14 protein-coding genes are annotated in these 12775 nt (G+C 66.9%); 8 read left to right on the top strand and 6 right to left on the bottom strand.

What is annotated here, in order from left to right; genetic code table 11:
• Positions 1-54 precede the first annotated feature (54 nt).
• The 7 genes from QM774_RS06900 (at position 55) to QM774_RS06870 (ending at position 6077) form a co-directional block, all read left to right on the top strand.
• Positions 55-996 carry a helix-hairpin-helix domain-containing protein gene (locus tag QM774_RS06900; RefSeq protein WP_414975174.1) on the top strand — a complete coding sequence of 314 codons (942 nt, stop codon included), beginning with the start codon at positions 55-57 and terminating at the stop codon, positions 994-996.
• Positions 993-1739, top strand: a complete 747-nt coding sequence (locus QM774_RS06895; protein WP_414975173.1) for a ComEC/Rec2 family competence protein — start codon at positions 993-995, stop codon at positions 1737-1739. The genes QM774_RS06900 and QM774_RS06895 overlap by 4 nt, the downstream gene beginning before the upstream one ends.
• A 24-nt stretch (positions 1740-1763) precedes the next feature.
• The gene (locus QM774_RS06890; RefSeq protein WP_414975172.1) at positions 1764-3461 is read left to right on the top strand and encodes a recombinase family protein; all 1698 of its coding nucleotides are present in this window, start codon (positions 1764-1766) and stop codon (positions 3459-3461) included.
• A 66-nt stretch (positions 3462-3527) separates the two neighbouring features.
• Positions 3528-4268 carry a hypothetical protein gene (locus QM774_RS06885; RefSeq protein WP_414975171.1) on the top strand — a complete coding sequence of 247 codons (741 nt, stop codon included), beginning with the start codon at positions 3528-3530 and terminating at the stop codon, positions 4266-4268.
• Between the two features lie 18 nt (positions 4269-4286).
• Positions 4287-4643, top strand: coding sequence for a hypothetical protein (locus QM774_RS06880; protein ID WP_414975170.1), 357 nt, complete (start codon positions 4287-4289; stop codon positions 4641-4643).
• Positions 4633-5250 carry a hypothetical protein gene (locus tag QM774_RS06875; protein ID WP_414975169.1) on the top strand — a complete coding sequence of 206 codons (618 nt, stop codon included), beginning with the start codon at positions 4633-4635 and terminating at the stop codon, positions 5248-5250. The genes QM774_RS06880 and QM774_RS06875 overlap by 11 nt, the downstream gene beginning before the upstream one ends.
• A gap of 2 nt (positions 5251-5252) precedes the next feature.
• Positions 5253-6077: a metallophosphoesterase gene (locus QM774_RS06870; protein WP_414975168.1), complete on the top strand. Its 825-nt coding sequence runs from the start codon at positions 5253-5255 to the stop codon at positions 6075-6077.
• Positions 6078-6192: 115 nt separating this feature from the next.
• Here the strand turns inward: QM774_RS06870 and QM774_RS06865 are convergent, their stop codons facing one another.
• The 6 genes from QM774_RS06865 to QM774_RS06840 all read right to left on the bottom strand — a co-directional run bounded on the left by QM774_RS06865 (position 6193) and on the right by QM774_RS06840 (position 11706).
• Positions 6193-6441: a hypothetical protein gene (locus QM774_RS06865; protein WP_414975167.1), complete on the bottom strand. Its 249-nt coding sequence runs from the start codon at positions 6439-6441 to the stop codon at positions 6193-6195.
• A 544-nt stretch (positions 6442-6985) separates the two neighbouring features.
• Positions 6986-7795 (bottom strand): hypothetical protein, encoded by an 810-nt coding sequence (locus QM774_RS06860; protein ID WP_414975166.1) that lies wholly within the window; start codon positions 7793-7795, stop codon positions 6986-6988.
• A gap of 177 nt (positions 7796-7972) precedes the next feature.
• Positions 7973-9115, bottom strand: coding sequence for a hypothetical protein (locus QM774_RS06855; RefSeq protein WP_414975165.1), 1143 nt, complete (start codon positions 9113-9115; stop codon positions 7973-7975).
• Positions 9112-9489, bottom strand: a complete 378-nt coding sequence (locus QM774_RS06850; protein ID WP_414975164.1) for a hypothetical protein — start codon at positions 9487-9489, stop codon at positions 9112-9114. The genes QM774_RS06855 and QM774_RS06850 overlap by 4 nt, the downstream gene beginning before the upstream one ends.
• A 152-nt stretch (positions 9490-9641) precedes the next feature.
• Complete coding sequence (locus QM774_RS06845) at positions 9642-11384, bottom strand: hypothetical protein (RefSeq protein ID WP_414975163.1); 1743 nt, start codon at positions 11382-11384, stop codon at positions 9642-9644.
• A 148-nt stretch (positions 11385-11532) separates the two neighbouring features.
• Positions 11533-11706, bottom strand: coding sequence for a hypothetical protein (locus QM774_RS06840; protein WP_414975162.1), 174 nt, complete (start codon positions 11704-11706; stop codon positions 11533-11535).
• 410 nt (positions 11707-12116) lie between these two features.
• On the opposite strand from QM774_RS06840, the gene QM774_RS06835 reads away from it, so the two are divergent.
• Positions 12117-12731 (top strand): hypothetical protein, encoded by a 615-nt coding sequence (locus tag QM774_RS06835; protein WP_414975161.1) that lies wholly within the window; start codon positions 12117-12119, stop codon positions 12729-12731.
• Positions 12732-12775: the final 44 nt, after the last annotated feature.

Genomic DNA, 12775 nt, shown 5'->3' with positions numbered 1-12775 from the left:
CAGGGACCGTGCGGGCGGGTGTCGCGCCCCGGCCGTGATTCCTAGCGTCGGGGCATGACCCGAATCGATCCGACCACGTCCCGCCGGGGACTCGACCGGTTGACGCCCGCGACGGACGACCCCGACGAATGGGGGTCGTCGGAGATGCCGGACTGGCTCGCCACCGGCACCGGACGCACCGCCTGGGCTCAGCGGAGAGACGTCTCGGCCTGGTCGGAGGTGCTCGAGGACGACGGCGACGAGGGCCGTGAGGACGAGGACCGCGAGGACGACGACGAGTGGGCGCGCCCACCGCGGCGACGCCTCGCGATGATTCCGCCCGCCGCCGTCGGGCTGGTGGGCGTCGGCGTCATCGCGGCGATCATCGCCGGCTATTCACTGCTCAAGGGTGGTGAGCCGGTGACCCCGGTGGTGTCGTTCCCCTCGTCGGCCGGTCCCACCTCGGCCCAGGCCGACGGCGGCGGCGGGCCTGCGTCGTCCTCGGGGGCATACTCATCGGCGGTGCCCTCGTCGACGGTGACCGAGATCGTGGTCAGTGTGGCCGGTCTCGTCCACCGGCCGGGGCTCGTGCACCTGCCGCCCGACGCGCGGGTCGCCGATGCCCTCGACCGGGCCGGCGGCGGCCGGGAGGGCGCCGACCTGCTGAGCCTCAACCTGGCGCAACCCCTGCGCGACGGCGACCAGGTGCTGGTCGGTACGCGTGGTGCCGGATCGGTACGCAGTGCCGTGGTCGGAGCGGGCGGCGTCGGCGATGCCGGCGGAGGCGCGGGCGGGCGGTCCGGGGCGTCGGGGTCGTCCGGGGCGAAGGTCGACCTCAACACCGCGACCGCCGAGCAGCTGGATGCGCTGCCGGGGGTCGGACCGGTCACCGCGCAGGCGATCATCGGATGGCGCGAGCAGCACGGAGGCTTCTCGTCCGCTGATCAGCTGGCCGAGGTCGACGGGATCGGCCCGGCGCGGCTCGCCAAGCTGCGCGACCTCGTCACCGCCGGATGATGTCGGCGGACCTGCGCCTCATCCCGCCGGCGGTTGCCTCCTGGCTGACCGTCGTCGCCGTACTCGCCTCGCCGACGCTCGTGGCGACCGTGACCGTCGTAGTGCTGGCGGCGGCCGGAACCGTTGCGGCGGTCGCCCTGGTGCGGGGTCCGCGCCGTGGTCAGTGCCGTGGTCCGGCGGCGGCGATTCTGGCCGCCTGCGGAATCGCCGCGGCAGCCGGCACCGTGACCCTGCTGCGCGTGACGGTCGCCGACACGACGCCGCTGCGGTCGGAGAGTGGCAAACCTCTGGTCACCGCGGTGGTGACCGCGGATCCGCAGTTCTTCACCGCCCGGCCCGGTGCCAGGATTCCGGTGCGCGTCGGCCAGGTGGGCCGGCTCCGCATCCGGCCGGTGGCGGCCGATCTGATGATGTCGTCCCCGCCTCCCGAACTGACCCCGGGGCAGCGGATCCGTGTGCGGGTCAGGGTGCGTCCGCCTCCGGACGGTCTGGCCGACCGGCTGACCGCCGCACGGCTCACCGCGTCCGGCGACCTCCGTGTCGTCGGTGAGGCGCCGGTGTGGCAGCGCTGGGCGGGCCGCGTCCGGCAACGTTTGCGGGAGCTGTCCGCGCACGCGATGAGCCCCCGGCAGGCCGGCCTGCTGCCCGGACTGGTCCTGGGCGACACGTCGGGCCTCGATCCGGGACTGGGCGAGAACTTCCGGGCCGCCGGCCTGACCCACCTGGTCGCGGTCAGCGGGTAGAATTCTAAATGGAGGTATGGGAGAATGAACGCGTCAAAACCGCTGGTAGCGCGCGAATACCTGCGCGTCTCGAAGGACGCGGGCAAGAAGGGCAAGAGCCCGGCGCAGCAGCACGACGAGAACCTTGAGTCGTTCGAGCAGCAGGGCTGGGTGGCGCATCACGCCGAGCCGTACGCAGACCCTGACATCTCCGCGTCGAAGTTCACCACCAAGAAGCGTACGGGCTTCGACCAGCTCATCGCCGATCTCGAGTCCAATGCCTTCGATGCGGACATCCTGGCCATGTGGGAGGCCAGCCGCGGATCGCGTCGGGTGTCGGAGTGGCTGTCGCTTCTCGAACTCTGCGCCGACCGCGGGGTCCGCATCTGGGTGACGGCGAATCAGAGCCTCTACGACCCGAACGTCCCCGCGCACCGGAAGACCCTCCTCGACCAGGCCGTCGACGCCGAGTACGAGAGCGCCAAGATCAGCATGAGGATCAAGCGAGACGTCCGCGACGCTGCCAAGGCTGGCCGGGTGCACGGCAAGAACCTCTACGGCTACAAGCGCATCTACAAGCAGACGCCGGACGGCTCCAAGCTCGACAAGATCGTCGAGCACCCCGAGCAGGCCCCGATCGTCAGGGATGCCGCGGACCGCGTCATGAAGGGCGAGAGCTTCTACGCGATCGCCAAGGACTTCAACGAGCGCGGCATACCGCCCCGCCGGCCCAGCCACGCCAAGGACGGCCGCCGCAAGAACATCGGCTGGACCGGGGGAGCGGTGAAGCAGATGCTCTCGATGCCCGCCTACGCGGCCAAGCGACAGCACCACGGCGAGATCGTCGCCGACGCGCAGTGGCCCCCTCTGATCGACTACGACGAGTGGCTGAAGCTCCAGGCCATGCTGTTCCGTCCCGAGCGCCGTCGCAACCCGAACATGTGGACCGTCAAGCACCTGTGCACCGGAGTGGCCTTCTGCGGCGTCGAGCGCTGCGGCGCCCGGTTGCGAGTGGGCAAGCAGAACAAGGGCTCCATGCCCAAGGTCCCGGGGCTCGGCGAGGCCACTACCGCCGAAATCCACGCGGCCAAGAAGGTCCGCGACGCGGCGCTGGCCAAGCGGCGCGAGGAGTGCATCTGCTCCGAGGGCCCCGACGAGGACGGGGTCCCCGGCGCCGACCGCTGCCCCTGGCACTACCGGACCTACACGTGCTCGGGCTTGCCCGGGGTCGACGGCAAGCGCGGCTTCCACGTGGCCATGAAGGTCGAGTACCTCGACGAGATCGTCACCGCCCTGGTGATCGCCCGGCTGGCCCGCCCGGACTTCCTGGCCATGCTCGGCCAGCAGGACGGCGAGGTCGACGCCCAGCGCCAGGAGCTGCTCGACGCCATCGCCAAGAACCAGGCGTACCTGGAGCAGGTCCGCGAGCAGGCGGCCGCCGATCGCGACCTGACGATCTATCGGGACCAGCGGGACCGGATCGAGCCCCTGATCAAGGCGGCCAACGACAAGCTCGCCCGGCTCGCCGACGCCGACCCGCTGGTCCTCTCGATCGCCGCCACCGGGGACGCCGAGGTCGACCAGGAGGCCCGCGAGGCAGCGATCGAGGCCGTCTGGAACCGCCTCGACATCGTCGAGAAGCGCCGGGTGATCGCGGCGATCATGGAGCCGCACGTGAAGCCGGCCGCGCGCAGGGGCTCTCGGACGAAGGACCTGGATCGGGTCGTTCCCGGCTATCGCTGATCGCCGCATCGCCGCGGAGCGGCCACCGGGCCAGTGATGTCACACCCACTGGACAGGATGGTCGCCATGGACCCGTTGGATGAAGACCTCGCGGGGATGCCGACCCTCGACGAGAGGATCAAGTTCACCTGGACGCGCCGGCTCTTCGAAGCGCACCTCGAGCGCGACCTCGACGGCGAGTACGACCCCGAGGTACTGCTGGCGATCCGCGCCCAGGGCACCGCCGAGGCCATCGCCGCCCTGGCCGCCGAGCTGGTGTTCGCCTCGCCCGACCGGCGGGCCGGCATCGCCGCCACTCGGCTGTCCGAACCCGTCCACGCCCACGAGATCGAGCAGCTCCACCGCGAGCTGCAGATGCTCGACGCCCCGCAGGACCTGGTCGACGTCGTCACCCGCTCAATCCCTCGATGGCGCTGGCAGGACCAGCAGCCGGACGCCTGCCAGCTCCGCGTGCATCCGTTGATCAAATGCGACCCCGACCGTTGGTCCTTGCCGGCGGGATGGATCGGCGTAGTCAACGAGCTGAACCAAGACCTGTTCGACGCCATCGGTCCGTACGACGTAGGCGCAGTCGGCCAGAAGCTGAACCGGCTTCGGTATCAAGCGGTGCCTGCCGGCGGCTTCACCGACGCCAACCGCGGCATCGTCACCGAGCTGCGCGACCGCGCGATCGAGGCCTCCCGCCGAACGTGCAGCTACTGCGGGAGGCATCGCGACGACGCGGACCCGTACACCGACCGGTGCACCGAGCATCCGCTGAGTACCCACCCCACGCACGTCCGCGCCCGCCTGCCCGGCTGGCGATAGTCCTCGAAGGAGACACCAATGGAATACCGACCGTCCGAGGCCCGAATCCTGGCGATCATCGCCGCCGTCGACGCCGGCGAGCGCATGGAAGGCGGCGAGTCCCTGACCGACGCCGACAAGGCCGCGATACGACGGGTCCTCGCCGGGGAGACCCTGGTCGAGCAGGAGAGAGCAAACATCCTCGCCGAGCTGGAGGCCTCCCGCACCGCACCGCCGCCGCCCGGCCCGCCGATCGACGACAACCTGCTCGGGCTCACAGATCCCGACGAGCTGGCCCGTGCCGTGCGGCGCCTCGCCAGTTGCCGCATGGCTGAGCTGATGGCCAACTCGGCCGTCCTCAACCGACAGACCCCCGAGGAGAGCCATGACCCATGACAACCGCCCGCTGATCGCGCTGGACATCGACGGGGTGCTCCGCCCGATCGACCCCGACCCGAGCCTGTTCGAGTCCGGCTGGCAGACCCGCGAAGTGACCGTCACGCCGGAGAACTGGCCCCGACGCCGCTACCTGATCGGCCCGCCGCCCCACGCCGTGCAGTTCCCGATCACCTTCAACCCGGCGCACGGCGTCTGGATCAACCGACTGATCGACCGCGGCGTCGAGTGCGCCTGGCTGACCAGCTGGGAGGAGACGGCGAACGCCTTCTGGCCCGAACTGCTGGGCATCCCCGAACTGCCCATGGCAGCGTCCCACGAGCAGGGCGACCTCTCGAAGATGTCCATGACCGCCGAGGAGTGGAAGTTCTACTCGATCACCGAACGGCACGCCGGTCGCCCCATCGTCTGGATCGACGACTGGAACGCGCCCTTCGACGAGGAGCGGTTCGCCGGTTGCGGTCGTCCTGCCTGGATCTTCGAGGACGAGCCCTGGGGCACCCCCGACGCGCTGGTCATCACCACCGACGCACGGTTCGGACTCACCGCCGAGCAGATGTCCCGCGTCGATGCGTTCGTCGACCGATTCCTCCCACCGAAGGGCTGAACGTGACCGACCCGCACACCTACTTCGTGATCCCCGATGTGCATGCCCAGCTCGACGTGCTCGACGCTGCCCTGGAACTGGTGGACCTCGACGATCCCGGCACCCGACTCATCCAGCTCGGCGACCTCGTCGACCGAGGCCCCGACTCCCTCGCGTGCCTGGCCAGGATGCGTGATCTCGACACCGGCCCCAACGGCAGCCGGGTCACCGTGCTGCGCGGCAACCACGAGGAGTGGTTCCGGCTCTGGCTCGAAGCGCCCGAGGACAGCTACACCTGGCTCTACGCCGATCCGATGCTGCAAACGGTCTCTTCGTTCCTGCCGGACATTGACAAGCAGCACCTCGAGAAGCGCTTGATCTCAGTGGCTCGCAACCTCGACAAGATCCAGGTGATCAGTACCGAGGTACGGGACCAGGTTATCGAGGCCCACCCGTGGCTGCCCGGGTATCTCGACCAGATGCCGTTCTTCTACGAGCACGAGCACTTCATTGCCGTGCACGCTGGACTGGATGAAGAGGCTGGCGAACATGCGCTGCTCGGCGCCGACCCGGTGGCCATGATCGAGAAGTACCCGCCCAGCTTCGGCGCCCACGACGTCGGCAAGCTCATCGTGGCCGGGCATGTGTGGGCCCAGGAGATCCGCCCAGATGAGCGAGCCGATCCCTACCTCGACGAGGGCCACCTCTACCTCGACGGCGGGCCAGAGCGGCCGGACGGCCAGCTGAACCTATGCCGCTTCGATGCGAGCTCGCGCGACTGGTTCTACCGGGCCGTCACCGCTGGAGGCATCACCGAGGAGCGGCCCGTCACCCGGACTGACCGCTGAGGAACTAGGCGTCGCAACCGACCCCGCCGGCCGCACGCGGCTGGCGGGGTCCGCTCCTTTTCAGGTGCTACGTCTACGGGATCACTGCGTCTATACCCGCGACGAACGTGCGAAGTCACGCAAGATCATCAGCGACCTTCGCCTTGTCCACCGGTTCGCGTTTGATGTGCCGTGGTCCGGACTGACGTTGCAAGTCGCCCTCGTGCACGATCTGGTTCCTGCGGTGGACGATGCGATCCAGTCGCTGCTGGAGTTCTGATTTGCTCTGCGGCGGCGTGAAGTGGGCCTCGACTTTCGCGAATGGGTTCCTGACGTCGAGCAGGCGCATCCCACGCTCGACGCCACGGCTGCTCTGGAAAGTCATCGTCAGGATGACGCGCTCGAAGGACTCGGCGCGCGCGCACCTTCGGCCTGATCCTCTCCCGGTCCGCCACGACGGCCTCGCTCAACGAGATCAGCTCCTCGAACGGTACGTCGAGCCGCTTCAGCGCCGTCGGCAGCTTGTTCAGGGGCACGTCCGCGACCGCCCAGTGCAAACAGGTGTCTAGCGCCGCCACGCCCTGAGCGAGCGCGAACCGACGCAGTCGTCAGCAACGAGTAGATCGGTCACTGTGTCGGCGGCGCTTAGGAGACCGTCCGCTCGATCGAGGACGTCAACGGCAGCCTGAAGCGGAGAAAGTGGCACGGCCTCGAACTCTAAGCGAACAGGAGCCTGGCCGATGGCTGCACCCGTGAAGCCGTCGATCAGGCAACTGCGGCCGAGTTGCGCGCCGTGACCGTCGAGACGCAGATCGAGAGCTCCGTGAGGCCTTGTCGGCCCTCAAACCAACCCCAAAGAAGTAGTCGCCGGCCAAGAAGTCGGCTTGATTTGGGCCTCGCAGCAAGACTCCGTCGGCCAAGGGGGTCGCCTATCTATCAAACACGGTGAGATCGAGGTCGTGGATAACTCTGTGCAGGATGGTCCGATCGCCATCCGCGAAGTGGTAGAGCACGGTGAACATCTCATGGGGCAAGTAGAAGTAGGGCGGATCGTCGTCCGCGTCGATGCTCAGCAACTGGTCGTCTTCAAGATGTCTGGCCCAGGGCACGACTTCATCGTGACCGCCCTGAACCACACCTTCGATCTGCGAAGTTTTGACCCCAATCGAGCCGTGGACCTCTCTGCCGTGCACCAGGATCATGACGAGCAAATCCCGCGCCTTGCTGGGCTGACCGTCGACTCGCTTGATCAGCTCTGCGAACAACTCCCGGTAGTAGCCACGCTCTTGATCGTCCAGGTCGCTCTCAATCCTCTCGAAGTTCTCAGCAGGCCTGGGCGCTGGCGACGAAGTAGTGGTGTCGACAAGCCGTTCGAGTTCGACGAGAGCCTCTCTGTATCTGGCCTCATGCTTCAGCTTCATGTCGCGCACCACCTCGACCGTGTACTCGTGTTCGAGATCCTTGTTGTCGATGTCCAAGTGATGCTCCGTGCACATCAGCATCAGATTTGAAGGTTCCCTGAGCTCCTCGTCGCTGAGCTCGTGTTCGCCGCGAGCCGCATCCAACTTCACACCGTGGATGTGGGCGACCTGGCAGTTCCACGTGCCGTTGCTCTTCAACAACGGCTTCTTGCACCCGTCGTATGCGCACTGATTGCCTGAATAGAGGTACAACTCGCGCGTCGTCGGACCAGTGGGAGGGAGTCGATTCCGATCAGAGCCGCTCTTCTTCGTCGCCACAACTCTGACCATATCGAAGACCGTCCCATCGCGGCCCTCTGCGCCGCGATCCCGCGAGCGTCATCGCTGACCGGCGTACGCCCGCGTCGCCACCGAACGAGCTGCGACCCCCGCGTCGGGCGCGCTACGGCAGCGGGTCCGAGAAGTGTGCGGTTGCCGGCGCGAACCTGTCGGTCTTCAAGTGAGCTTCGGCCACGCTGGCGTAATCCGCGCGAACCTCATCCGGTACGGTCGCCGGGCGCGATGCAGTCCGTCGAGACCGTCCGCCGCCGCGACCGCGTACTCAAATGCCGAATGCAGATGCTGGAGCAGGTGCGTGTAGCCGTTGGCGGCATGCACGGCGTTCTCCTCTGGGCTCAGGATCATTCCTGCGGCGAGCGTCCCGTCGGGTGTGGGGTGTCCGCCGAACTCGCAGTGAAGTGAGTAGTCCTTGCGCCGGAAGTCGTTGTCCTCGTCGGAGTACAGCCGCGACGGCTTCCAATGGGCCTCGCGCTCCTCGCGACTGGACTTGAGCCAGTCCATGATTTCGCCGGGGGCCACGCTGAACTTCCACAGCAGATACTCACACTCGACCACTTGGCGAAGCAGCGCCGACCACGAGTAGTGGTTCTTGTCTGCGATCATCCCCAGTACTCCGGCGGACAAGGTAGTCGCGGTCATCGTCACCCGCGCGAGACCGCTGTAGGCCAGGCCGGCCTCGAGGTCGCCGCTCTCACGCAGTGACCGCGCAACTTTGTATGTCTCGTCCGCGACCCGTCCAGTCAGCCGCATCACGGTACTCGCAGTCTTCTGCCTGCTCTCGGCCATTGCCGGGTCGACTGCGTAGAGGGCCAGAGCCGTCATCGCTGCGGCGTTGTCGGTTAGCTGGACCGAGGGGTCCTGCGCCTTGAGCAGCCGCGGCAGCTCGCCCACGACCTTGTTCGGATGCACTCCGGACCCCTCTGCGATCAGCGTTGCCGCGTTGGCGGCGATCTCCTGGGCGGCGATGGCCAACAACGCGGTGTTGCAGGTGATCTGACCGGGAACGCCCCCGTCGATGACGACCGACAACAGTGATTCGAGGATCGCGTACTCCTCGGCGAAGTCGGGGTCACACTGTGAGACGACCGACGCGAATGCGGCCGCACCGTTGGTGCCCGACTCGATCGTGAGCTTGCGGACCAGTACCCCCGCGATATGGACCAGCGGGTCGAGCGCGGCCTCGACAGCGGGCACGTCCTTCCGCTTGATCGCTGCGTCGAGACTTCTCTCGAGCCCGCGCATGCGACCGTTGAGCAGATCTGCGCCGGTCAGGCACAGCTCCAACTGCTTCTTGTTCACGCGCCAGCCGGCCCTCGCCCGGTTGCCTTGTCGTTGAGTTCTGCGGTCGTGCGCGTGCCCAGCGGGCGACCGTCGACGTCCCGCACCTCGACGGTAGACACGCGGCCGCGCAGCCAGGTGCCGTCCTCGTCGTCGAACGCCGCGGGGATTCCGAACAGTTCCGCGAGATTGTCGAACGCCGAGGTCTCGATCAGGGCCCAGTACTCCGCGCCGGACTTCGCCGGGTCCAGGACAACGGTGACTCGGCCATCACCAAAGCGCACGTCACTAATCGCCTTGGCCACCATCACCCCGGCCTCCGCGCGCGCAGACGCGAACCTGCTGAAGGCGTCCACGATCTCATCGTCGGAGGGCGGGGTGCTGTAGTTCCTCATGCTTCGGACATTAGCTGGCGCCTACGACAATCACCGCGGCCGGCGCAAGCGCAGGCCGCTGAGTCTCACAAAACCTGACCGGCGATTTCAGCCTCCCGCCTCCGCCATCTGCATCGCAAACTCAGGCGGCGATCCCCTGGCACGCGACGAGGTCATTCCGATGGCTCCCCCGGCTGCTCAATGCCCGGTAGGGTCCACCACACCTGCTGGCGATCAGCCTCGTCCTCCGGAATCCGATCGACCTTGTACAAGAGGAAGTAGCGATGCTCCGCCGGCCGCATGACGGCGGGGAACGGGTCGCGCTGGCCGGCTTCCACCGCTTGCTTCAGCTTGTGGCCATCGAGCACCTTGGCGCAGCTCGTGGTTGCGCGGACGTCCGTGATCGGCAGGACTCGATTGCCCAGCCTCAGTGCGAAGTCGCTGACCGGGACGTTCACAGGCTGGCCGTCAGCGAGGAGTCTGTCAAGTTCGACGACGTCTATCTGCGCCGGGATGACCTCCACGTTGAAGTTGGCGGCACCGGGGGATTCGATGAAGTACCCCTCCAAGACGGCTCGGGCGACACGCAGGTCGATCCGCTCGCGCGTCGAAATCTCGGAGGGCATCTTGAACCTCTGATCCAGGTCCTCTTGGATCGCCAATAGGTCATAGGCCGCCGCCGCTAGCTCCAGGAGTGCGTCGTCGATGTCGTAGTCACTCGTGAACGTGAACGCGTGCTTCCCTTCAATATGCACCTCGCAGCGATTCGAGTCATCACTAAGACCCGATAGGAACTCGATGCACCGCGAAGTCTCATCCGGGTAGAGCTCTGCGAGCCGGTACTTCAACTGCATCGGACCTCCCGGCTCGCAGGAAGTCATCGCACCGAGTCCATCGACTCCGATCGCGAAGTCGAATTCAATCTCGATGCGTTCCAGCACCCGGAACGCCATCGATCCGCCCTCGACACCGTCGCCCGCGTGTTCTAGCACCGCGTCCTGACTGGCGAGGACAGCACCTGACGAGTCCACGAACCTGAACTCGGCCTCGCGCGGCTCGGTGCGCGAATGGGCCGCGATGACCACTCCCGGGTTTGCGATCTCTGTGTTGAACAACGGGTGGCTGCTCTGGACTGCGGCGCGGTTCACGACGCGCGACGACAGGTAGACATTTCCCCGGGCGCCGAACGCGATCGAACGCTTGAACGGTGCGAGCTCCGGGTCGTCGGCAGACTCGAACTTGAAGCCCAACTCCACTCTGATCGGATCGTCTGTCGCTGCACCCGGGTGCTTCGGCCGTAAGCCGTACGTGATCGTGTTCTCGGTGATCGTCATGTCGACGCCCCAGTGAGGATTGAGCGCGCTTGCGAGGTCACGCAGATTCGTCAGCCGATCGCCGAGGTCGTCCGGGCGTCCGAGGAGTGGGGCGGTTTCGAGGCCGTATTTCCTGACGAGGTGTTCGAGCTGATCACGAACAAGGTAGTTGTAGATGTCGGGCATACCCGCGATCATCTCGTCCAAGTCGTCGGAGTCCCAGATCGTGATCTTTGGCCCGTCGTCGTCGGCCAGCCCAACCACGAACCGGCGCTCCCCGGGAGTCAGGTTCTTCGGCACAACCAAGGTCCACTCGTACGGTGGTGGCTTCAGCTTCAGTGCGGTGTCGTACGACTTCTTGATCTGATTCTGCCGGGTCGTCTTGCGGTCTCCGCTGAAACCGTCCGGGAAGTACTTGATCTGGTAGATCCGTCGCCGTTCACCTTGGTCGACGGCGAGGATGTCGATCCCGCCGTCGCCGCCGCGGCCATCAGGAGCGTGGACATCAGCGATACCCGCCCATCGGCGCTTGACCATTATCTGGACGATTCGCGAGAAGCCGTGTTCGCCTAGACCGACCCAGACGACAGCGCCCGTCGTCATGTGCACCTCTTTGGCTCCGAATCGTGAGCTGCACGTCGGCAGCCAAGACGGGAAGATTTCGGGACCCCTCTGACACCTGGCAGCGCTACCTCGAACATCTGTGCGTAACACACGGCGACACCTTTCGGGCAGAGCCCTTCGGCTTGATCTACCACCGGTCGATCAGTAGCGGTCGAATCGACTGCAGCTCCACCAGCACGTCGCGTAGGTCCGCCCCGCTCGTCCACCCCTCGATGAGCGCCTCCACCACCGCGCGATAGTTCCTGCCAGAAATCATCTCGTCCGGGCCGATTACCTCGACCCAGGGCGACTTCTCCTGCACTGCATCGACGTACGCCTTGGTCCCGCCCTAGCAGATCGACATCACCACGACCTCCACCGACGTCGGCTAGGACCGGCGGGCCGAACGACACCGAATGCTTAGGCCCGCTGGCGTAGCACGGGTCTCGGTCGTGCCCGGTGAGGACGACCATGCCGACGTTGCTGGCCATCGCTGCAATCGCGTCGTGCAACGCAGGGTCGGACCGGCCGCGCGGATGCGGTGACGCTAGAGCCGAATCCTGAGCGTACTGGTAGTGCCCCGACGCAACGTCCGAGATCACGAGCACTTTGCGGTTCCGCTTGGCCATCGTTGGACTATACCGACCAATGCCTTCTCGCATGCGGACGCGACGGGCCCTACTCTAGTAACAGAAACTGTTACCGTAACTGGTTCTGTTACTGAGGAGCACGATGGGAACGAAGCCGATTACGACCGAGTCCGCGCCTGATTCGGCCCTCGCCGCTGCGTACGCCCGGCTCGTGGCCGACGGCGATGTTGGCGTCACGGTTCGTGCGCTCCGCGAAGAAGCAGGAGTCAGCTCTGCCGCCGCCGCCGCGTGGCTCAAGGCCAAACGAGAGTCCGACCTGGCGGCCGATGTGCCCGACGGCCTCATGGCCTACTTGAAGCCGTTGTGGGAGCGTGCGCTCGCCACGGCCAGGGACACGGTCGCCCAGGCCCACGCCGACGAGTTGCTCGCGCTCGCCGACGAGCGCGACTCCGCGCTCGAGTCGGCCAAGATCGCCCAGGGCCGCGCCGCCGAGGCGTCCGGCAAGGCGGCTCAGCTCGGTCGGGAATTGTCTGCCGCCGAAGCCGCCCTGGTGGACCTACGGGCCTTCCGGGACCACTGGGTCTCCGAGGCCGAGGGGGCCCGCCGCGCCGCTGCCGAGGCGATCGCGTCGCGCGCAGAGGCCGACAAGACCGCCGCCACGACCGCAGCGGAACTGCGTGCGCGCATCTCCGAGCTGGAGGGCGAGATGAAGGGGTTGCGCGCCGCCTCGGCCGGTCAACCCAAGGGTCGGCGATGACTGCGCATTCGACCAACCCGCCCACGGGTGTCGGACCCGCGCGA

Source organism: Gordonia sp. (in: high G+C Gram-positive bacteria), from assembly GCF_047600565.1.
Classification (GTDB): domain Bacteria; phylum Actinomycetota; class Actinomycetes; order Mycobacteriales; family Mycobacteriaceae; genus Gordonia.
The sequence above is the reverse complement of the archived record's forward strand: the minus strand, read 5'-3'. Positions and strand labels throughout refer to the sequence as shown.

Excerpts from the sequence above, each read along its gene's own strand:
- QM774_RS06845 (WP_414975163.1), bottom strand. The coding sequence starts at position 11,384 with ATGACGACGGGCGCTGTCGTCTGGGTCGGTCTAGGCGAACACGGCTTC.
- QM774_RS06835 (WP_414975161.1), top strand. The coding sequence starts at position 12,117 with ATGGGAACGAAGCCGATTACGACCGAGTCCGCGCCTGATTCGGCCCTC.
- QM774_RS06890 (WP_414975172.1), top strand. The coding sequence starts at position 1,764 with ATGAACGCGTCAAAACCGCTGGTAGCGCGCGAATACCTGCGCGTCTCG.
- QM774_RS06875 (WP_414975169.1), top strand. The coding sequence starts at position 4,633 with ATGACCCATGACAACCGCCCGCTGATCGCGCTGGACATCGACGGGGTG.
- QM774_RS06865 (WP_414975167.1), bottom strand. The coding sequence starts at position 6,441 with ATGACTTTCCAGAGCAGCCGTGGCGTCGAGCGTGGGATGCGCCTGCTC.
- QM774_RS06885 (WP_414975171.1), top strand. The coding sequence starts at position 3,528 with ATGGACCCGTTGGATGAAGACCTCGCGGGGATGCCGACCCTCGACGAG.
- QM774_RS06895 (WP_414975173.1), top strand. The coding sequence starts at position 993 with ATGATGTCGGCGGACCTGCGCCTCATCCCGCCGGCGGTTGCCTCCTGG.
- QM774_RS06880 (WP_414975170.1), top strand. The coding sequence starts at position 4,287 with ATGGAATACCGACCGTCCGAGGCCCGAATCCTGGCGATCATCGCCGCC.
- QM774_RS06900 (WP_414975174.1), top strand. The coding sequence starts at position 55 with ATGACCCGAATCGATCCGACCACGTCCCGCCGGGGACTCGACCGGTTG.
- QM774_RS06850 (WP_414975164.1), bottom strand. The coding sequence starts at position 9,489 with ATGAGGAACTACAGCACCCCGCCCTCCGACGATGAGATCGTGGACGCC.